Annotated in this window: 19 protein-coding genes; 12 read left to right on the forward strand and 7 right to left on the reverse strand. The window is 51.8% G+C overall.

The window, feature by feature from the left end:
* Window positions 1-118 precede the first annotated feature (118 nt).
* The 6 genes from hxpB to MUG06_RS06360 all read left to right on the forward strand — a co-directional run bounded on the left by hxpB (window position 119) and on the right by MUG06_RS06360 (window position 5,410).
* Window positions 119-787: a hexitol phosphatase HxpB gene (hxpB, locus tag MUG06_RS06335; protein ID WP_243078078.1), complete on the forward strand. Its 669-nt coding sequence runs from the start codon at window positions 119-121 to the stop codon at window positions 785-787.
* 173 nt (window positions 788-960) lie between these two features.
* Window positions 961-1,797, forward strand: a complete 837-nt coding sequence (gene kduI, locus MUG06_RS06340; protein ID WP_243078079.1) for a 5-dehydro-4-deoxy-D-glucuronate isomerase — start codon at window positions 961-963, stop codon at window positions 1,795-1,797.
* Between the two features lie 16 nt (window positions 1,798-1,813).
* Window positions 1,814-2,575 carry a 2-dehydro-3-deoxy-D-gluconate 5-dehydrogenase KduD gene (kduD, locus tag MUG06_RS06345; protein WP_243078080.1) on the forward strand — a complete coding sequence of 254 codons (762 nt, stop codon included), beginning with the start codon at window positions 1,814-1,816 and terminating at the stop codon, window positions 2,573-2,575.
* Between the two features lie 138 nt (window positions 2,576-2,713).
* Window positions 2,714-3,304, forward strand: coding sequence for a metal-dependent hydrolase (locus tag MUG06_RS06350; protein WP_243078081.1), 591 nt, complete (start codon window positions 2,714-2,716; stop codon window positions 3,302-3,304).
* A 151-nt stretch (window positions 3,305-3,455) separates the two neighbouring features.
* Complete coding sequence (locus tag MUG06_RS06355; protein WP_215846957.1) at window positions 3,456-4,847, forward strand: L-cystine transporter; 1,392 nt, start codon at window positions 3,456-3,458, stop codon at window positions 4,845-4,847.
* Between the two features lie 197 nt (window positions 4,848-5,044).
* On the forward strand, window positions 5,045-5,410 hold the full coding sequence (locus MUG06_RS06360) for a DUF6515 family protein (RefSeq protein WP_243078082.1): 366 nt from the start codon (window positions 5,045-5,047) through the stop codon (window positions 5,408-5,410).
* A 54-nt stretch (window positions 5,411-5,464) separates the two neighbouring features.
* Here the strand turns inward: MUG06_RS06360 and osmE are convergent, their stop codons facing one another.
* Window positions 5,465-5,800: an osmotically-inducible lipoprotein OsmE gene (osmE, locus tag MUG06_RS06365; protein WP_215846959.1), complete on the reverse strand. Its 336-nt coding sequence runs from the start codon at window positions 5,798-5,800 to the stop codon at window positions 5,465-5,467.
* 190 nt (window positions 5,801-5,990) lie between these two features.
* Between osmE and MUG06_RS06370 the strand changes: the two genes are divergently transcribed.
* The 5 genes from MUG06_RS06370 (at window position 5,991) to cho (ending at window position 10,600) form a co-directional block, all read left to right on the forward strand.
* Window positions 5,991-6,578: a TetR/AcrR family transcriptional regulator gene (locus tag MUG06_RS06370; RefSeq protein WP_215846960.1), complete on the forward strand. Its 588-nt coding sequence runs from the start codon at window positions 5,991-5,993 to the stop codon at window positions 6,576-6,578.
* On the forward strand, window positions 6,575-7,777 hold the full coding sequence (locus MUG06_RS06375) for a multidrug effflux MFS transporter (protein WP_243078083.1): 1,203 nt from the start codon (window positions 6,575-6,577) through the stop codon (window positions 7,775-7,777). The genes MUG06_RS06370 and MUG06_RS06375 overlap by 4 nt, the downstream gene beginning before the upstream one ends.
* A 118-nt stretch (window positions 7,778-7,895) precedes the next feature.
* Window positions 7,896-8,720 carry an ammonia-dependent NAD(+) synthetase gene (nadE, locus tag MUG06_RS06380; RefSeq protein ID WP_243078084.1) on the forward strand — a complete coding sequence of 275 codons (825 nt, stop codon included), beginning with the start codon at window positions 7,896-7,898 and terminating at the stop codon, window positions 8,718-8,720.
* A gap of 65 nt (window positions 8,721-8,785) precedes the next feature.
* Window positions 8,786-9,676, forward strand: a complete 891-nt coding sequence (gene yddG, locus MUG06_RS06385) for an aromatic amino acid DMT transporter YddG (protein WP_243078085.1) — start codon at window positions 8,786-8,788, stop codon at window positions 9,674-9,676.
* A gap of 63 nt (window positions 9,677-9,739) precedes the next feature.
* Window positions 9,740-10,600, forward strand: a complete 861-nt coding sequence (cho, locus tag MUG06_RS06390) for an excinuclease Cho (RefSeq protein WP_215846963.1) — start codon at window positions 9,740-9,742, stop codon at window positions 10,598-10,600.
* A 104-nt stretch (window positions 10,601-10,704) separates the two neighbouring features.
* Here the strand turns inward: cho and spy are convergent, their stop codons facing one another.
* The 6 genes from spy to MUG06_RS06420 all read right to left on the reverse strand — a co-directional run bounded on the left by spy (window position 10,705) and on the right by MUG06_RS06420 (window position 17,572).
* Window positions 10,705-11,196 (reverse strand): ATP-independent periplasmic protein-refolding chaperone Spy, encoded by a 492-nt coding sequence (gene spy, locus MUG06_RS06395; RefSeq protein ID WP_243078086.1) that lies wholly within the window; start codon window positions 11,194-11,196, stop codon window positions 10,705-10,707.
* Between the two features lie 282 nt (window positions 11,197-11,478).
* A complete protein-coding gene (gene astE, locus MUG06_RS06400; protein WP_215846964.1) occupies window positions 11,479-12,474 on the reverse strand; it encodes a succinylglutamate desuccinylase in 996 nt (331 codons plus the stop codon).
* Window positions 12,475-12,523: 49 nt separating this feature from the next.
* On the reverse strand, window positions 12,524-13,852 hold the full coding sequence (gene astB / locus MUG06_RS06405; protein ID WP_243078087.1) for an N-succinylarginine dihydrolase: 1,329 nt from the start codon (window positions 13,850-13,852) through the stop codon (window positions 12,524-12,526).
* A complete protein-coding gene (gene astD, locus MUG06_RS06410) occupies window positions 13,849-15,312 on the reverse strand; it encodes a succinylglutamate-semialdehyde dehydrogenase (protein ID WP_243078088.1) in 1,464 nt (487 codons plus the stop codon). The genes astB and astD overlap by 4 nt, the downstream gene beginning before the upstream one ends.
* Window positions 15,309-16,355, reverse strand: coding sequence for an arginine N-succinyltransferase (gene astA, locus MUG06_RS06415; protein ID WP_243078089.1), 1,047 nt, complete (start codon window positions 16,353-16,355; stop codon window positions 15,309-15,311). The genes astD and astA overlap by 4 nt, the downstream gene beginning before the upstream one ends.
* Window positions 16,352-17,572 (reverse strand): aspartate aminotransferase family protein, encoded by a 1,221-nt coding sequence (locus MUG06_RS06420; RefSeq protein ID WP_243078090.1) that lies wholly within the window; start codon window positions 17,570-17,572, stop codon window positions 16,352-16,354. Before MUG06_RS06420 ends, astA begins: the two co-directional genes overlap by 4 nt.
* A 925-nt stretch (window positions 17,573-18,497) precedes the next feature.
* Here MUG06_RS06420 and MUG06_RS06425 point away from each other — a divergent pair.
* Window positions 18,498-19,571, forward strand: coding sequence for a porin (locus tag MUG06_RS06425; protein ID WP_279233924.1), 1,074 nt, complete (start codon window positions 18,498-18,500; stop codon window positions 19,569-19,571).
* Window positions 19,572-19,606 lie beyond the last annotated feature (35 nt).

A 19,606-nucleotide genomic window follows, 5' to 3' on the forward strand; every position in this document is an offset into this window, starting at 1 on the left:
TGCACTCAGTCTACCTGCGCAGGGGGAAATTTCCCAAAAAAATGAGCCTACTGCGCCCGTTAAGCACACCTCATGCCGTCGTGTTAAGGTAGCGCAAACTTAAATAAGGAGACGTCGTATGTCTTATCACCGCCCTGTTCTTGCTGCCTTATTCGATATGGATGGATTGATTATCGATTCTGAACCTCTCTGGGATCAGGCTGAAATGGATATCTTCTCGACGCTGGACGTTGACCTGACGCGCCGTAATGAGCTGCCTGACACACTCGGCCTTCGTATCGATCAGGTGGTGAGAATGTGGTACGAAACACTGCCGTGGAATGGCCCAAGCCAACACGAAGTGACGAACCGCATTATTGCGCGTTCGCTTTCACTGATTGAGGAGACGCGTCCGCTGCTTCCAGGCGTGAAAGATGCGTTAGAACTGTGTCAGCAGCAGGGAATGAAAATTGGCCTCGCTTCTGCTTCACCGCTACATATGCTTGAGCGCGTATTAGAAATTTTTGATTTGCGCGCCTACTTTGATGTCCTGGTTTCTGCGGAATCCTTGCCTTACAGCAAACCGCATCCGCAGGTTTATCTGGATGCCGCTGCCAAACTCGGTATCGATCCCTTGAACTGCGTCACGCTGGAAGATTCGTTTAATGGCATGATTGCCACTAAAGCCGCACGCATGCGCTCTATTGTTGTACCCGCAGCCGAATACCGTGACGATCCGCGTTGGTCGCTGGCCAATGTTAAACTCGACGATCTCACGCAATTAACCGTTGCCCATCTTCAAGGCTAAATTCAGCCCGCCAGCAGGCGGGCTTTTATTTACCAAAGTTCAGAGAATTGATCTCTGCCGCAAATAAATAAAACAACGTTTCATTTTTATTGAATTCACATACCACTCTGCCTAAGATGCGCAAAGAATCCCCCAACCGGGGCGCGCACAACAATTTTGCAGAGAGGCCTGAGATGGACGTTCGTCAAAGCATTCACAGCGATCACGCCAAGCAGTTGGATACCGCCGCGCTTCGTCGCGAATTTCTGATTGAGAAAATCTTCGAAGCAGATACCTACACGCTGACCTACAGCCACATTGATCGCATCATTATCGGCGGTGTAATGCCGGTGAACAGTACCGTTAACTTCGGCGATGAGCTCGGCAAGCAGTTTGGCGTGAGTTACTTTCTTGAGCGACGCGAACTCGGCGTGATCAACGTAGGCGGGCCGGGCGTGATTGAGGTTGATGGCAAAACCTGGGAAATTGGCAATCAAGAAGCGCTGTATGTCGGCAAAGGTGCCCGCAACCTCAGTTTCCGCAGCGCCAATCCCGCTCAGCCCGCAAAGTTTTATTACAACAGTGCGCCCGCGCACAGCACCTTTCCTGATAAAAAAATCACGCTACAAGAAGCCTCGTCGACAACGTTAGGCGATGCAGCCACATCCAATCGCCGCACAATCAATAAATTCATCGTGCCCGATGTTTTACCCACCTGCCAACTGACCATGGGTTTAACCAAACTGGAAGAAGGCAGCTTGTGGAACACCATGCCATGTCACACTCATGAGCGCCGCATGGAAGTCTACTTCTACTTTGATATGAGCGAAGAAACTGCGGTGTTCCATATGATGGGCAAGCCGCAAGAGACACGCCATCTGTTGGTACACAATGAGCAAGCCGTCATCTCGCCTAGCTGGTCAATTCACGCTGGCGTGGGTACACAGCGCTATACCTTTATCTGGGGCATGGTGGGTGAAAATCAGGTCTTTGATGACATGGATCACGTCAAAATCAGCGAACTGCGTTAAGCAGAGGAGAAGCAAAATGATACTGAATGCATTTAATCTGGAAGGTAAAGTGGCGCTGGTAACCGGCTGCAACACCGGTTTAGGACAAGGAATGGCGCTTGGACTGGCGCAAGCAGGTTGCGATATCGTTGGTGTCAACCGTGCCGGTCCTGATGACACCCAAAGCAAAGTCGAAGCGCTGGGTCGCAAATTTTGGGCCGTGCAGGCCGATCTTACTCATCCTGAAGTGGTTTCTCAGGTTGTCGAAGAAGCCGTCGCCGCCGCCGGTAAAATTGATATTCTGGTAAACAATGCCGGCATTATCCGTCGCGAAGATGCGCTGAACTTCAGTGAAAAAGACTGGGATGATGTCATGAACATCAACAGCAAAAGCTTGTTCTTTCTCTCTCAGCAGGTAGCACGCCAGTTTATTGCCCAAGGTCACGGCGGCAAGATCATCAACATTGCCTCCATGCTCTCCTTCCAGGGCGGGATTCGCGTTCCTTCGTATACGGCTTCAAAAAGTGCAGTGATGGGTTTAACCCGCCTGATGGCCAATGAATGGGCAAAACACCACATCAATGTAAATGCCATCGCGCCGGGCTATATGGCGACCAATAATACCGAGCAGATACGTAACGACGAATCACGTAGCGAGGAAATTCTTGGCCGCATTCCAGCCGGACGCTGGGGTAATCCTGATGACATGATGGGACCGGTTGTTTTTCTCGCTTCTGCCGCCTCCGACTATATCAATGGGTATACCCTCGCCGTTGATGGAGGATGGCTGGCACGTTAATGATTTGGGCGGGCCACGTAACGTTGCCCGCTATTATTTGAAAAAAATTAACGCTTCGTTACAGCGTCACATGTTCTCATTTACTGGTTAAATCCCTATACTGGATGCATCGACAGTTTTTTGCAGCCAGGTTTTATCATGACGGGCGAAGGCCACATCATTTTTGCCATTGCCAGCGCTATATTCGCTAAACGCGCCGAACTCACGCCAGTGATGGCGGAAGCGGATTGGTGGCATTTGATCCCAGCAACGTTACTTACCTGCTTGCTGCCCGATATCGATCACCCTAAATCCCTGCTCGGCCAACGATTAAGATGGATTTCTCAGCCTATCGCACGCGTCTTTGGTCATCGCGGATTCACTCACAGCCTGCTGGCAGTCGCTGCGGCATTATGGTTGTTTCAAGTCAACGTTCCCAAAGATTGGCCGCTTCCGGCTGATGTGCTGCAAGGCATGACGCTGGGTTATCTCAGCCATATTGTGGCAGACATGCTTACACCTGCAGGTGTACCGCTATTGTGGCCCTGCCGCTGGCGTTTTCGCTTGCCGATTCTCAGAAGCCAAAAAGGCAATCAGCTGGAACGTGTTTTGTGCCTTGGCTTGGTGGGATATGCCCTGTGGTTTCCGGTCGGAATGCCTTCCTTTGGTGCAAACGGTTGGCCCAGCCAATTGTTTGATACGCTGCAAAATGGCGTCAGTCGCCTTATTTCTGCACAAAGCGCACAGTAAACAGACAAATCACGACATTAAGTTATAAAGCATTCCATTTGGATATAAGGCTGCACCACAACCTGCTGATACCATTCGGTCAGGCTTAATTCGTGATTAACATTATGCTGCATACCGCTTACTTTCTGCAGCATTACTCTGGAGTTTCAGTATGGACCTTCCTCTTATTCTCAATATTGTGGCTTTTGTGCTGCTACTGGCGCTGCTTTCGCGGTTCGGTCGCAATTCATGGAGCCTGTCGAAAAAAGTGCTGACCGGTTTAGTGATCGGTGTGCTTTTTGGTTTGGTATTACAGCTGATTTATGGTGAAAACAGCGCAACGCTGAAAACCTCCATTAGCTGGTTCAATATTGTCGGTAATGGTTATGTGCAGCTCCTGCAAATGATCGTCATGCCGTTGGTGTTTGTCTCCATTCTCAGCGCCGTGGCACGCCTGCATAACGCCTCGTCATTGGGTAAAATCAGCGTACTTACTATTGGTGTGCTGCTGTTTACTACGGCGATTTCAGCGTTGGTTGGCGTATTTGTTACCGGCCTGTTTGGCCTGAGCGCTGAAGGTTTAGTGCAAGGTGTGCAAGAAACCGCGCGCCTGAGTGCTATTCAAAGCAACTATGTTGGCAAGGTTTCCGATCTCAGCGTTCCACAACTGCTGCTCTCCTTTATCCCAAAAAATCCGTTTGCCGATCTGACAGGCGCGAACCCAACCTCGATCATCAGCGTGGTGATTTTTGCTGCTTTCCTCGGCGTAGCTGCACTGCAACTGCTGAAAGATGATGAAGTAAAAGGTCAGCGCGTGCTGGTGGCGATTGATACGCTGCAATCCTGGGTAATGAAGCTGGTGCGTCTTATCATGAAGCTGACGCCGTATGGCGTGCTGGCGTTGATGACCAAAGTGGTTGCCGGTTCGAACCTGCAAGACATTGTTAAACTCGGCAGCTTCGTGGTGGCCTCTTATCTGGGTCTGGCAATGATGTTTGCCGTGCATGCGCTCCTGCTGTCGGTAAATGGCATTAATCCGATGCGCTTCTTCCGAAAAGTTTGGCCGGTAATTACCTTTGCTTTTACCAGCCGCTCCAGCGCTGCCAGCATTCCATTAAGTGTTGAAACGCAGACGCGTCGCCTGGGTGTTCCTGAATCCATTGCCAGTTTTGCCGCCTCATTTGGTGCCACCATCGGTCAAAATGGGTGTGCTGGACTTTACCCAACCATGCTGGCGGTAATGGTGGCGCCTACCGTCGGTATCAACCCATTTGATCCACTGTGGATTGCGACGCTGGTTGGCATTGTTACGCTTAGCTCTGCAGGCGTAGCAGGCGTGGGTGGCGGTGCGACTTTTGCAGCGCTGATTGTACTGCCTGCAATGGGCCTGCCGGTAACGTTGGTGGCGCTGCTAATCTCCATCGAACCGTTGATTGATATGGGCCGTACCGCCTTGAACGTGAATGGTTCAATGACAGCAGGCTCGTTGACCAGCCGCTGGTTAGGTTTAACAGACAAAAAAGTGTTGGAAAGCGACGAGCACGCCGAGCTGGCGCATCGCTAAATTCAGCCCAAAGCCTGGCGACTTTACGCCAGGCTTTCTTATCTTCCCGCAGAAAGTCCTCCACAATTTCTCGCCATCATGGCGGCCCCGTTAAGAAAGCGTTAAGCGTAGTAAGCAGGCGAAAAATCGCTGTTTTTCAGCTTGTCTTTACCCGCTAAAAAGAGAATCCTGCAGGCAGTCTTAGTAGGAGAATACGCATGAAAAAAGTTATCGCCTCGGTACTGGCGTTAACCCTGTTATCGCCTGTTTTTGCCTTTGCTCATCCTGGTGATTGGGGGCATGGGCCGGGCCCACATTGGGGAGGCGGAGGTCGACTGGGTTTCCTGCCTGACGCCGCTACCGCCGTATTGATTGGTGGACTCACCTATTACCTGCTCAATGGCAGTTACTATCAGCGACAGGGCGACAATTACGTTGTCGTTGAGCCTCCTGCTGAACCTTCCGGCGGCGGCATGCGCGTCCTGGACTTTAACGGCAAGCGGTTTTATGTGCAGGATGGTCACTACTATCAGCGTGAAATCAACGGCGATTATGTTGAGGTCCCGCGCCCTTCGGGTTTATAACCCCGTAACGAAAAACGGCCCGTCATTGACGGGCCGTTTGTTTTCAATCTGCGATTACTGATTAGCTTGTGGGTCAGTATCGTACTCAGCACAGCTCTGGAAGCCATAATTCATAACGCGACCGGTATCGCTATAGCTCACGAAGTAGGTCTGCGGTTTTCCATCGCGCTCGCCCAGTACATAAGTCTGGCAAGTGCCGCGTGCGTGAACCATCGTGATTTCAGTTGACGGCGTACCGGCGATTTGGCGAACCTGATCGCGCGTCATCCCTTTTTTAACATCCTTAACTACCGGCTTAGTCACGTAGCTTTCTGCGCGATCGTAAGTCGTACAACCAGACAGAGCAGCCAGCGTCAGCGCCGCAGCGATACATCCCATCACTTTATTCATCTTGTTGTTCCTCATTTTTTGTCCATGTCAGAGAAGCCTGGAACATAAATGCAGGTTTATCAAGTTTATGGCGAACTTTAAGTGCAGTCCGAAGCGTCAGGTTTTAGTAAAGAAAGCTGTTTTGACGTCAAGGCATCCGTATAATCGCCAGCGAGAATAAGCACTCTCAAAACTATTATTTGGAGTTGGCATGACTAAACAGCGTGAAGCCCGAGAAGAACGCCATCGTACCCGCAAGGATGAAATCATCTCAGCGGCGCGTCACTGCTTTCGCCAATTCGGTTTTCACGCGGCCAGTATGGCGCAGCTGGCAAGGGGGGCAAATCTCAGCGTCGGGCAAATTTATCGCTATTTTCCCAGCAAAGACGCGCTGATTGAAGAGATGGTAAAGCGCATAGTCGACAACAAAGTTGCGGCCATGAGCGACCATTTCGACGCCCAGCACATTGCAACCCTGCTTGCCTGTCGCATAACGCTAAGCGAGGAGGATGAAATGCTGATGCTGGAAGTGGCTGCCGAAGCGAGCCGCAATCCACGCGTGGCAGAAATACTGAGCGCTGCTGATGAGCGTATTTTCAGTAATGCCTGCCATAACATGCAGCTGAATCATCCGCAGCTTAATGAAGAGCAGATTACCGCTCGCGTTGAGGTACTGGCGGTGCTGGTTGAAGGTACCGCTTTTCGTCAGTTGACACCGCAGAAGGCGTCAGCCACCTCCCTTCACTCCCTTTACCACGCCTTGATTCATCATATTGTTAAAAATTCAGAGGATAAATGACACCTGCACACTCTAACCGGCTGGTCTATGCCATCACGCTGGGATTACTGGCAGCACTTGGGCCGCTTTGTATCGATCTCTATTTACCTGCGTTGCCACAACTCGCGCACGATCTGAATACTGAAACCTCCACTGCACAACTCAGCCTGACAGCAGGTTTATTAGGGCTTGGCGCGGGACAACTTTTGTTTGGCCCGATGAGTGACAAATTTGGCCGCATTCGCCCACTGATGTTATCGCTGGTTCTGCTGTTTATCGCCTCGATAGGGTGCGCACTGGCACAGGATATTAACCAGCTTCTGCTGGCGCGCCTGTTCGAAGGATTAGCCGGTGCGGGCGGCGCAGTGTTATCACGTGCGGTGGCGCGTGATATGTACAGCGGGCACGAGCTTACTCGCTTCTTTGCTCTGCTAATGCTGGTTAACGGTCTGGCGCCCATCGCTGCGCCCGTGCTGGGTGGCGTGCTGATGACGGTGCTTAACTGGCGTGGCATTTTTGTGGTGCTGGGCTGCATCGCCGTGTTGCTGATCTTCCTCGCACGTTGGAAATTGCATGAAACGTTACCTGAAGAGCGCCGCAGTAAAGGATCCATCTTTTCAGCCTATGCCGCTTTAGGTCAGGTGATAACGCATCGTCCCTTTATGGGTTTTTGCCTGACCCAAGGCTTTATGATGTCAGGCATGTTTGCCTATATCGGCGCTTCACCTTTCGTCTTACAGCAAATTTACGGTTTATCGCCGCAGGCCTTCAGCTTCTGCTTCGCTGCCAATGGTGTTGGCCTGGTTATCGCCTCGCAAACCAGCGCCCGCCTCTGCCCGCTTTGGGGTGAATATCGCGTGCTGAAAGGCGGCTTGACGCTGGCCTTTGTCGCCTCAAGCCTGCTGTTGCTGGCCGCCCTCACCGCTGCGCCATTACCGCTGCTGCTGGTCGCGCTTTTCTTTACCATCGCCAGTAATGGTGTGATTGCGACCACGGCCTCTTCATTGGCAATGCAGAGCCAGGGGCATCGTGCAGGCAGCGCATCGGCTGTTATTGGCGTCACGATGTTCAGTCTGGGCGCTTTGGCTGTGCCGATCACCGGTATCGGCGGAACCTCAGTCTTAAGCATGACGGCAACGATCTTTGGCTGCTTCATGTCGGCGATAGTGATGTTCACGCTGCTGGCAAAAAAACCTGAACCCAAGGTGAAAACTGCCTGATTTAGCAACGGTTAACCGAAAACATCCGTCGCTTTGACTTGTTGTTTTCGGTTATGCACGTTAGCTTTAATAGACAGTTCGCATCGTGCCGACAGGCTACTGACTTGAGGAGATGTTCATGTCACTGCAGCAGGAAATCATTGAAGCCCTTGGCGTTAAGCCAACAATCGACACTCAACAAGAGATTCGCACCAGTATCGATTTTCTCAAATCCTATCTTAAGCGCCATACAGGCTTAAAAACCTTGGTACTGGGTATAAGTGGCGGCCAGGATTCCACGCTCGCTGGTAAATTATCGCAGTTGGCTATCGCTGAGTTGCGTGAAGAAACAGGCGATAATGATTACACCTTTATCGCGGTGCGCTTGCCTTTTGGCGTGCAGGCGGATGAGCAGGATTGTCAGGATGCGTTGGCCTTCATTAAGCCAGATCGTTCGCTGGCGGTGAATATCAAGGAAGCGGTGCTTGCCAGTGAACGTGCATTGCAAGAGGCGGGCATTACGCTTTCCGACTTTATCCGTGGTAACGAGAAAGCGCGTGAGCGCATGAAAGCGCAGTACAGCATTGCGGGTATGACCAAAGGTGTTGTGGTCGGCACCGATCACGCCGCAGAAGCCGTAACCGGCTTCTTTACCAAGTACGGCGATGGCGGTACCGATATCAATCCTCTGTTCCGCCTCAATAAGCGTCAGGGTAAGCAGTTACTAAAAGAGCTGGGTTGCCCAGAGCATCTCTATTTGAAAAAGCCGACTGCAGATTTGGAAGACGAACGTCCTGGCCTGCAAGATGAAGTCGCGCTTGGTGTCACTTACGAGATGATTGATGATTACCTTGAAGGCAAAGAGGTTGCACCTGAAACTGCCCATATTATTGAAGGCTGGTATCTGAAAACCGAGCATAAACGTCGTCCACCGATCACCGTTTTCGACGATTTCTGGAAGTAAGCCCACCGATTTCCCCTGCCTGCGTGCAGGGGAAATACTCTCCACTCAGTCCTGTTGAGTCATCAATGCTAACCCCGCTTTCTCGTGCCACCCTGATTGGTTTTACCGCAATTTTGCTCTGGAGCACTACCGTTGGCCTGTTACGCAGTGTCAGTGAGGCTTTTGGTGCCACCGGTGGCGCCGCGTTAATTTATTCGACAACCGCATTATTACTCTGCTTCACGCGCGGTATCCCCAACATCGGCGCTATGCCGAAAGCCTATTTATGGGGAGGTGGTGCGTTGTTTGTCGGTTATGAAATCAGTCTGGCATTAGCGATTGGCCTTGCCAGCAATCGCAACCAATCGCTGGAACTGGGGATGATCAACTATTTGTGGCCCTGCCTGACCATCATCCTGGCGATTCCCTTTAATCAGCAGCGTTTTCGCCTGTGGCTGTGGCCCGGATTAGCGCTCTCACTGCTGGGGATTATCTGGGTGATGAAAGGTCAAAGCGCAGGATCCCCCGCTTTGCTGTTGAACAATCTTTCAAGTAATCCGCTGGCTTACGCATTGGCCTTTATCGCGGCCATCGCCTGGGCGCTCTACAATAACATCACACGGCGTTATTCACGCGGAACCAACGGTGTGACGCTATTTTTTATGATGACCGCGCTGGCGCTGTGGCTGAAATATGTCTTTGATGCACAAAGCGCACCGCTGCACTTTGGCCTGCGCCCGCTGCTGGAGGTGCTGTTTATGGGAACGTCCACCGCCATTGCCTATTCTGCGTGGAATCACGGCATTCAGCATGGCAACCTCACGCTGCTGGCGACGGCGTCCTATTTCACACCCGTATTATCCGCCTTGCTGGCATCTTTGTGGCTGGGTTTAACGCCTGCGCTGGCTTTTTGGCAAGGCGTATTAATGATCACGCTGGGATCGATAGTCTGCTGGCTGGCAACGCGGCGACTTTAAGCCGCTGGCGAACATTTCACCGCCCTGTTAGACTGTATGGACAACCAGTAATTGGAGTTCATCTTGGTCCGACGTGCAGCAACGCACCGCCTCGAGTTCGACGCGGCTGCTATTTATCAATATCCCGAACACCTGCGTGAATGGCTGGAAGGCCTGCCGAATGTACCCGGCGTGTATACCTTTCATGGTGAAAGCGAAACGCTGCCACTCTACATCGGTAAAAGCGTTAATTTACGTTCACGCGTGATGTCCCATTTCCGAACGCCGGATGAAGCCAAAATGCTGCGTCAGTCGCGCCGCGTGACATGGATCCCCACCGCAGGCGATCTCGGCGCGCTGCTGCTTGAAGCGCAGATGATCAAAACCCAGCAGCCGCTGTTCAACAAACGCCTGCGAAAAAATCGTCAACTCTGCTCCTTGCAGATCACCGACGGTAAACCGCAGGTGGTGTATGCGCGTGAACTCGACTTTACCCAGTCACCGAATCTGTTTGGTCTCTATCGCAGCCGTTTTGCCGCACTGGAAAGGCTCAAACAACTGGCGGACGACTATCAACTCTGTCATGGATTATTGGGACTGGAAGCGCTTAGCGCCCAGCGCGGCTGCTTCCGCTCAGCGTTACGTAAGTGCGCGGGGGCGTGTTGCGGTAAAGAGCCGATCAGCGATCATCAAGATCGCCTGCTAACAGCACTGGAGAATGTCCGGGTGTTTTGCTGGCCATGGCAAGGTGCGGTGGGATTGGTCGAAACCGGTAAAAATATGACGCAGATTCACGTCATCGATCACTGGTTCTATCTGGGCTCGGTTACGACGCTGGAAGAAGCAAAGTTGCTGAAGCGTGCGCCGGGTGGATTCGATCACGACGGCTACAAAATTCTCTGCCGCCCGGTTCTGTCGGGTGAATATCCGATTCATCCTCTGTAGCACGCCACTAAAAGCCCTGGCAAAACAAAACCGCCGACGCTGCCCACGACACGAATGAGGTGGACAACGTCGGCGGTCTCAAGACCTTAGAGTATCAGCGCGAATTACTCCGCTGGTGGTGGCGTCATTTTGCCGTCATGCGGGCCTTTCTCGGTCAGGTGCTTTTCAAAATTCGCGTTGTACTGTTTTTTCTGCTCAGGCGTCAGCACGTTATAGAGTTTGTTCTGCGTTTCCATCATGGCAACCGCATTCTCTTTTGCATTGACGGTCATTTTATCAGCCTGCGCTTCAGCTTTGGCTTTATCGAAGCTATCAGCGGCGATCAGCGCATGATTAGCACGACGCTCTTCCAGCGACGGACGCTTCATCTCTTTGCGGCTCTGTTTCATGATATCGCGCATCTCTGTTTTTTGCGCATCGGTCAGGTTCAGACCTTTAAACATCATGTTCATGCCATGGTGCATCGGCGGCTTATGCATTGGCTTTTCGCTACCGGCTGCTGGTGGTGGCGTCAAGTTGTCAGCCGCAGCGTGGACAGCGCTAGCTGCACCAAACGCCAGCGAAGAAGCCAGTAAAAGGGAAGTCAGTTTACGCATAATAGTGTCCTTATTATTCAGATTAATGACGACAGCGCTCTGTCGTGTCTTCGGAAACAAGCATACGACGCTGAACGTCAACTACTCAGAGGCTGAGTAAAGCCGTGAAAGCATAAAAGACAGAAATCCGGCAATCATGAAGAGAATGAGAAGAAATGCGTGAGGAATTGCAAAAGAGTATGAATTTACTGCGGAAACGCGAGAAATTAAGGAGGAGTGTAAGGGTTCTGGTAAGAAAGCGGAAGCAAAACTCCCGCGGGTTTAGGTCAAAAAGAGCCCATTCTAGAGTGGCAGCGCCTGGGTCTGCTCGCCCTCTTCTATTAACATCAATCCTGCACGCAATCCCAGTGCGACATTGGGATTAGGAAACAAGACATATTCTCGTGCCTGCTGAACGTAGTAGCGCGTCTCGCCATCCTCCGCTAACAACGTCCCTTGTGGAAACGCCGTGAAGTTCAGCGTGTCGCTGCCCATATGCAAAACGAAACTTTCGCTCTTGCGCGTAATCTGTTGCGCTACGCGATAATGTTTTGGTCGTTGCGTAATATCCGGTAAAGCCTCGCCATAAAGCAGTGCAGCCAATGCTTGCTGAGCAGCGGAGAACTGAGACAAATCATTCTTACCAAACGGCAGCGCTTTACCCAGCTCCAGCGTACAGCTGGCAGCCGCAAAATGTTCACAGCTAAAATGGGTAAACGTGCCAGCGGGCGCGCGATGAAATACCAATGCTTCCATACCCGCCGCTGCCAGCCAGTCGAGAAACGCCGGCGGCCATGGACGATCGCTCTGCGGCATCACGCCAAAGCGCGTGTGATATGAGCCGCGAATAGCGGTATGCAGGTCCAGATGCCAGCGCGTTTCGTCCACCTCACACGCTTGCCAGAACGTTTCCACCGCTTGTTCAAGATGCAAGACGCGGTGCGCTTCATCCCCATCGACAATCTGCTGCCAGCGTCCGCCAAACAGGCGATTAATATCGTAATGCATGTAACGCTTACCGGCTTTTAACGCGATCGGATTGCCCAAGATCACTAACAGCCGCTGTTGCAGCGGTTTTTCGCCGTTTAATAACGGCAGCAACAGCTGATTAAGCATCTCCACCGGCGCGGTTTCATTACCGTGTATCCCTGCTGAAATCACCATTGCCTGAAGCGCTTTTTCTTTTGGCTCCATCAACAGAATGCCGTGGTCGAGCCATTGCCAGTGAAGGTGCGCAGTTTCACCTTTACGTTTGCGTGGCGCTCTACCGGACAGCGTCTGTTGTAAAAAATCCTGCATCGTTCCTCCTTATCGCGTGAAGTGAAGGGCAGCCGCAGCTGCCCGCACTTCACTGCTGAAATGCGTACACATTTCCTAAGTCTAGCAGCTTGGTCAACGCATCCAGCGCTTCACGTCCTTCACGCAGTAGTTGTGGGTCAGCAAGATCGGCTTGCGTCAGGCGATCACGGTAATAACGATCAATCCAGTCATTCAGCTCAGTAAACAGACGATCATTCATGAATACGGCTGGATTCACTGCCCGCTGCTCTTCCGGCGTCAGTACCACACGTAAACGAAGACACGCTGGGCCGCCGCCGTTTGCCATGCTTTCACGCAGATCAAACACCTTAAGCGCCTGCAGCGGGCCGCCCTTTTCGACTTCCTCACAGAGGAAATCCCAGACGCGGGCATGTTGGCGTGACTCTTCAGGTAAAACCAGCATCATGCTGCCATCAGGCCGGCTAAGCAATTGGCTGTTAAACAGATAGGTGTTCACCGCTTCCTGCACGCTAACCCGATTTTCTGGCACTTCAATCGCAACAAAACCGGGCACGCGCTGTTTCAGCTGTGCCAGCAACGCGGCCTGCTCTACGAATGCGTGCTGATGGCAAAACAGGACGTTTTGATTACTGACCGCAATAACATCGTTGTGAAAAACGCCCTGATCGATCACTGCCGGGTTTTGCTGAGCAAAGAGCAGCTGATCAGCGGAAAGCTGGTGCAAGCGCGCCACCGCTTCGCTGGCTTCACGGGTTTGTCGTGCGGGAAAACGGTGAGGCGATGTCGCCTCGCGGCTGGCTTCGCGTCCATAAACAAACAGCTGTACACCCGCCTCGCCATAATCACCGCCAAAGCGATTGTGGTTGGCCGCCCCTTCATCACCAAACATTGAAACTTGCGGCAGCGCGTCATGCACGCTGAAGTGCTGCGGATCGCGAAAGATAGCCTGAAGTAATTGCGCCGTTTCTGGGGCTTCAATTGCCCGGTGAAATTTATTGTTGAGGTTGGCAACCGTAAAATGCACCCGGCGATCGGCGCTGTCCGCTGAAGGGGAAACCGTTGCCGCATTCGCCACCCACATTGCCGAGGCGGAACTGGCAGAAGACAATAAACCCGGCGCCGTCTGCGCGGCGTTAGCCAGCACCTGCTCATCGCTGCCGCTGAAACCCAGCTGGCGTAGCAAAGGCAGATTAGGACGCTCATGCGGCGGAATCACGCCTTGCACAAATCCCATGTCTGCCAGCGCTTTCATTTTCAGCACGCCCTGTTTGGCTGCCAGCCGTGGATTAGAAGGCTGGAGCTGATTACGCGTTGAAGCGACGTTGCCAAACGACAAACCGGCGTAATGGTGAGTTAACCCCACCAATCCGTCAAAGTTAGCTTCTTGCGCTTTCATTTTGTCGCTCCTGAGAAATCCAGACCCGGCGATAAAGCGGCAGGCAGCGTGAGATCGGGCGTTTCCAGCGAAGCCATTGGCCAGGCACAATAATCGGCGGCATACCAGGCGCTGGCTCGATGATTACCAGAGGCGCCAATGCCGCCGAATGGCGCCGTACTGGCAGCACCGGTTAACGGTTTATTCCAGTTCACAATCCCGGCGCGCGCTTCCAGTAGCAGCTGATCGAAATGCGCACGTGAAGGCGAGATTAAACCGCATGACAAACCGTACCGCGTCTGATTTGCGAGCCGAATAGCCTGGTCATAATCGTCATAGCGAATAACGCCCAGCAATGGACCAAACACCTCTTCATCGGGCAGGTTTTGGACCTCGGTAAGATCGATAATGCCTGGTGTGAGCAGCGCGCGTTGGCGATCGGGCCAACGCATTTCCAGCAGCACGTTACCGCCTGCGTTCACCCGCTGCTGCCATTCATGGAATATTTTCTCTGCCGCGCTGCAAGAGATCACGCTGCCCATAAAGGGCTGTGGCTCGGCATCCCAAGCGCCCGGCTGTAAGCGTGCACTAACTTCAACCAGACGTTGCAGGAAAGCATCTCCCGCCGCTCCCCGCTTTACCAGCAGGCGGCGAGCGCAGGTACAGCGTTGACCCGCAGTGATAAACGCTGATTGCAACGCAACATGCACTGCGGCATCAATATCTGCAGGATCTTCGACGATCAGCGCATTATTGCCGCCCATCTCCAGCGCCAGCATTTTCTCAGGCTGTCCGCCAAACTGTCGATGTAATTGATACCCGGTGTTGGCGCTGCCGGTAAACAGTAATCCATCAATTTGGTTATCCGACGCCAATGCCTGTCCGGTTTCGCGTGCGCCTTGCAACAGCGCCAACACGCCTGCAGGCAATCCGGCTGCCAGCCATAAGCGCACGGTTTTCTCAGCCGTCAGTGGCGTAAGTTCGCTGGGTTTAAACACCACACAGTTGCCTGCCAGTAAAGCGGGCACAATATGTCCGTTCGGCAGATGGCCCGGAAAATTGTACGGCCCAAATACCGCTAACACGCCGTGTGGACGGTGGCGCAGCGAGCTTTCGCCATCGGCTTGTTCACCCGTGCGCGTATGGTAGGCTTTGATGGAAATTGCGATTTTATTGATCATCGCCCCAACCTCGGTCAACGCTTCCCAGCGCGGCTTACCGGTTTCGCGCGCAATGGTTTCTGCCAGCTCAACTTTGTTGGCTTCAAGCTGGGCGGCAAATTTTTCAACGTACACCTGGCGTTGCGCAAAAGGTAACTTCGCCCACGCAGGAAAGGCTGCGCGGGCAGCTTCACACGCGGCCTCAACCTGTTGTGCTGACGCAGCCTGACCTTGCCACAGCGTTTCGCCGCTGACCGGATCCTGTTTAGTCAGGGTTTCAGCGCTACCGGCCAACCATTCGCCTTTAATCATCTGCGTCATGCTGTTTTCTCCTCGCGGTTCTTATTTTCATTGAAAAGTGTCACTACGCGCAGGCTATCACCCGGCTGACATTTCAATGCCTGCATCTGTGCATCCGTTAATTGCACGCTGCCGCTTTCAGGATCGACCGGCAAGAGCGCCACGCGAAACTGGCGATACTGGCTGTTCGCTACCAGGCAGAGTGGACCCTCCGCCTCGGTTTTACCCTTTACGACATTCACTACACGGCTTTTGCGCACCGCGCGAATGCGATCGATATCGCATTCCAGCGTTGGGCCACCATCAAAGATGTCGATATAGTTCAGGTAACGGAAACCTTCCGCTTCCAGCACCGCGCGCGCGGGGGCGGTTTTAGGGTGAACTTCGCCAATTACCGCCTGCGCCTCTTCGGTCAGGTAATGAATGTAAAGCGGATGTTTCGGCATCAGCTCGGCAATAAACGCCTTCTGACCGGTGCCGCTGAGAAAATCAGCCTGGCTAAATTCCATAGAAAAAAAGCGGCTACCCACGCTGTCCCAGAAGGGTGAATGCCCTGTTTCATCGCTGACGCCACGCATCTCTGCCACGACCCGATCCATAAAGCGATCGCGGAAACTGGCCATAAACAGAAAGCGCGATTTAGACAGCAGATAGCCATTTTTGCCGTCGCGGTAATCGGGATCGAGAAACAGGGTGCAAAGCTCGCTGCTGCCGGTGTGATCGTTGCTTAAATAGAGCGTGGGTAACGCTGCATAGACGTTGAGTTCTTTGGAGGCATGCACATGCGTGCCAACACGAAAGTTGTACCAAGGATCTTGTAAACCCACCGCCACTTCAATGGCGCAAATGCCGACCGCGCGATTGTCTTCGCTATCCGCCAGGACAAATACATAACCCTGCTCGGCGCGTGGCAAGCTGCCATCCCAGGTTTGTAGCGAACGTTCGATACGCGCCTGCAAGGTGGCGCTGTCAACGGGCAGCGAGGTTAGCCCGCCACCGGTTTTGCCCGCCAGCGCCATTAACTGGCTTAAATCATCCCGTTCAACCGGACGAATAACCATCATGACGATGTTCCTCGCGCAAAGGATTCACACGCCTCGGCAAAACGTGCCATACCTGTTCTGAGTTCTTGCTCGCTGATATTCAGTGCAGGGGCGAAACGCACTACATTTGCCCCGGCGATCAACACCATGACGCCCATCTCAGCCGCAGCAAGATTGATCTGTTTTGCCTTACCGGCAAAGTCATCACTCAATACCGCGCCAATCAGCAGTCCGAGTCCCCGTACCTGTTTAAACAGATGTAAACGCTGATTCAGCTCATCCAGCGCCTCAACAATCCAGGTATGACGTTGTGCCACGCCCGCCATCATTTCTGGCTGATTGATCAGTTCCATGACTTTGCCTGCGACCGCGCCCGCCAGCGGATTGCCACCGTAAGTGGTGCCGTGCGTGCCCACGCCCATGACCAAGGCTAAATCTTCACGCGTCAACATGGCACCAATTGGGAATCCGCCGCCAAGCGCTTTGGCGCTGGTTAATACGTCCGGCGTGATGCCGTAATGCATATAGGCATAAAGTGAACCCGTGCGGCCCACGCCACTCTGCACTTCATCAAAAATCAGCAGCGCCTGATGTTTGTCACACAACTCGCGCAAGCCGCGCAGGAAAGCGGGCTCGGCCGGTAATACACCGCCTTCACCCTGAATAGGCTCAACAATCACTGCACAGGTATTTTCGTTGATCAGCGCGGCGGCGGCTTCAAGATCGTTGAACGCAGCATGCTGAATATCGGGCGGCAGCGGCGCAAAATCTTTTGAATAGGCAGGTTGACCACCCGCAGAGACAGTAAATAAGGTGCGACCATGAAAGGCGTTAGTGAAGGCGACAATGCCGCTTTTATGCGCACCAAAGCGATCGTGTGCAACTTTACGGGCCAGCTTTAATGCGGCCTCATTGGCTTCCGCGCCTGAGTTACAGAAAAAGACCCGATCGGCAAAAGTGGCATCAATCAACTGTTTTGCCAGACGCAGAATCGGTTCGTTGGTATAGCCATTACCAGTGTGCCATAGGCGAGCGGCCTGATCTTGCAACGCCTGTTGCAGAGCAGGATGCGCGTGGCCCAATGCGTTAACGGCAATGCCCCCCGCAAAATCGATATAATCTTTTCCGTTTTGATCCCAAACCGTTGAGCCTTCGGCACGCACCGGCACAAAAGCAGCAGGCGCATAAACCGGCATCATCCATTGATCAAAGTCGTGACGTGAAACGTGCAGTGACATAACTCTCTCTCCTGCTTTCCCGGCTGGGTAAAGCTATTGTTTTAAAGTTGTTAAATTCTTGATTAACGCTGCTCTACTCTAGATTGCAGATAGCGTGCCAGCCAAGGACAAAAATGCATAAAACGTTTTGACTTACCAAATATCAATGAGTTAAGTGCGAGTACCATTCACTTTATTTGCATAATTAGTGAATAATTATCTTAACGAGGCGCTTGCGCCGAGTATTAAATAGCGGAATTATGCAATTGCGCTATGAAATATCGCTTTTGTGATCGCTGATAAATTAATTGTCCAAAAACGGGCATCTGCTGCCCAATTTGAGGGCAATTTGCGCATTTGCAGTGCAAGCGAGGAATCACGTGAATTAAAGAAAGGGGCAAACGGGGAAATAAGGGATAAACAAGCCAGGTTTTTATTATCTATATTAAACAGAATTTAAACAAAGCAAAATTTAGCATGCATTTTAATCATCAATAAAACGCACTGTGCGTTATTCCATATCTATTTCTAACCTTATTAGAAAAGCAGAAATATCTTGTCTTGCTGTGTAAAAAACAAACATGATCAGGCTAATCATTAGATATGGAAATGCTTTTATTTGATAATGAAGCCTGATCATATTGCTATAACACTTTTTTTGTTCTACTCATTACCCGAACAACTTACTTGAATGGAATTAAGTCCACTTAAATCATTAAATGCTTGATCTTTAAGTATAATAAAACAAAACCGGCGATTTATCTTTCATATGAAAATCTAATCTCTTTAAGGAAAAATAAACCTTAAATATGCGTTTTTGTGATAACAAAGATTAAATATACATTTTGTTACAGTTATTACGCTAGGATGAATTATGTTTCTGTGTCATTTTCTTTTCACCCCTTCTCTGGGGGATAATAATTAATTGATACAGGTAAATATTAAAATGATGAAGCGCTCTTTACTGGCGGCTGTAATGCCGTTATTGATCAGTATCTCCACTGCTCAAGCAGCAGAAATTTATAATAAAGACGGTAATAAGCTCGATTTAGTGGGCAAGATTAACGTTTCTCACCTGTTTTCTGATGATGACAGTAACAATGGCGATACATCGTCCTATGCGCGCTTTGGTTTCAAAGGTGAAACGAAAATCACCGATCAGTTAACCGGTTACGGATTTTGGCAATATCAATACAGTTTGCGCAACTCTGAAGGCAGCGATGCACAAACCGGTAACCGTACGCGTCTTGGCTACGCGGGCCTGAAATTTGGCCAGGCGGGATCGCTGGATTATGGCCGTAACTACGGTCTGGTTTATGACGCGCTGGCTAACACCGACATGTTGCCATTCTTTGGGGGCGATTCCGGTTATACCGACGCCTTCTTGTCTGGCCGTTCAACGGGCGTGCTGACCTGGCGTAACAAAGATTTCTTTGGTCTGGTTGATGGCCTGAATATCGCCGCCCAGTATCAAGGGAAAAACGATCGTAGCGGCAATACCGACGGCGTGCGCCGTTCAAACGGTGATGGCTATGCGCTGTCTGCGACCTACGACTTTGATTTTGGTTTGAGCTTCGCCGGCGCATTTGCCAGCCTTGATCGTACTGAAACCCAGAATGCTGCCGCACGCGGTAAAGGCGAGAAAGCACAACATTGGGCAACAAGCGTGAAATATGACGCCAACCAGATCTATCTGGCAGCAATGTACGGCGAAACGCTGAATGCCACACCAATTTCTGGTGGTTTTGCTAATAAAGCGCAGAACTTTGAAGCCGTTGCGCAGTATCAGTTCCTGAACGGCATTCGTCCTTCTGTCGGCTACGTTTCGTCAAAAGGTAAAGAGATCGAGAACATTGGTGATGCTGACATCATCAAATATACCTCTGTGGGTGCGACCTATTACTTCAACAAAAACATGTCGGTCTACGGTGAATACCGCATCAACCTGTTGAAAGATGATAACGCACTCGGCTTGGCGACCGACGATATCACTGCACTTGGCTTGATCTACCAGTTCTAATCGCCCTGCCCTCACTTAACGGCCCGGCCTGTGTC

Source organism: Pantoea sp. MQR6 (assembly GCF_022761075.1).
GTDB classification, from domain to species: Bacteria; Pseudomonadota; Gammaproteobacteria; order Enterobacterales; family Enterobacteriaceae; genus Pantoea; species Pantoea phytostimulans.